This is a genomic window from Leeia aquatica, from assembly GCF_012641365.1.
Taxonomy (GTDB): Bacteria; Pseudomonadota; Gammaproteobacteria; order Burkholderiales; family Leeiaceae; genus Leeia; species Leeia aquatica.
In genome coordinates, this window is record NZ_JABAIM010000012.1 from 1 (window position 1) to 1,246 (window position 1,246).

Annotated in this window: 1 pseudogene; it reads right to left on the reverse strand. The window is 62.8% G+C overall.

The features are described from left to right. Positions 1-1,246 (reverse strand): annotated as a pseudogene (locus HF682_RS17625) (hypothetical protein); the annotation flags it as partial.

The window sequence follows — 1,246 nt, forward strand, 5'->3', positions numbered from 1 at the left end:
CATTCAGCGCCACATTGCCACCCACAATGGCACTGTCTCGCCCTCCGGCCAGCCCGCCGGTGATCTGACCGATCACGGTGGCGGCGGCTTCCATGTAGGCTTTCTTTTGCAGGTCGCGGTTTTTCTTGTAGCTCTTTTGCTCTTCTTCGCTCAGCTTGCTGAGGTCGGTCCGATCATCCAGCAAAGCATCTTCAATGAACTTCGACACCATCGGCGTCAGCGCTTCGTTGGCGGCGCCTGCTAGCGCGCCTGCGGTGCCCTTGCCGCCCGCGATGCGGTCTTGCAGGTAGCCTGCCAGTGCGTGCAGGGCGATCTTGGCGGGGCTGCCGTCTTGCCATTGTTCGTAGCGGCTTTGTTCGGCCTTGAGGGTCTGCTCTTGTTGTGCGATCTGTTGTTGCAGGTGTTCCCGTTTCTGCGGGTCGGTTTCCTGTGCCAGCTGGATTTCCAGGTTCTGTTTGTTGCTTTTGGCGTCCAGGTAGGCCTGGCGCTGTGAGGCGGCGATGTCGCCGACCACGTTGGCGAGGATGCTGCCGACCACTTGTGCGGCCTGGGCGTTCTGGGCGTTGCGCTTGAGTTGTTCTTCCAGCTCGGCGGCTTGTTGCAGGGTGAGGCTGTTGCTGAGCGTGCTGTTGGCAGTAGCGGCATCACGGGCGGTGAGTTCGGTGGCCGCTTGCTGACTGGCCTTGTCTTTGCCGGTGAGGGTGATCTGCGCCGGGCTGATCACGCTGAGGGTCTGGCTTTGCTGGTCCAGGTTCTCCGGCAGGCCTTTGCCGCTGCCGAGGTTGCTGATCAGGTTGTTCTTGGCGTTGTCGATCAGCTGGCTGCCGAGGCTGGCAGCACCCAGGCCGAAGCTGATGCCGATGCTGTCGTTCTCGGCACTGGCGCGGGTGTGCTGCTGGTTGTTGAGATCGCTGTAGCCGAGGCTGCCGGTGCTGAGGTGATTCTGGCTGGCCGGGGCGCTGCTGGTGATGGCCGCGCCGGTGAGCTGGGTGTGCTGGGCGACATTGATGTTGAAGCCGCCCTGCCCGGCCTGAATGCCGGTCTGGCCCTGGGCGCTCTGGTAGTTGTGGTCGATGTCCTGTCGACTGAGGCTGGCGCTGAAGGAGCTGGCGCCGTAGCAGATGGGGGGGATGCACAGGCTGATGCCCCAGCTGCTGTTGGACTGGTGGCTTTGGTAGTCGGTGCGGTCTTGCAGGGTGAGCAGGCTGAGGTTGCCGCCGACGTCGAGATTGACCTGTTTGCCAGC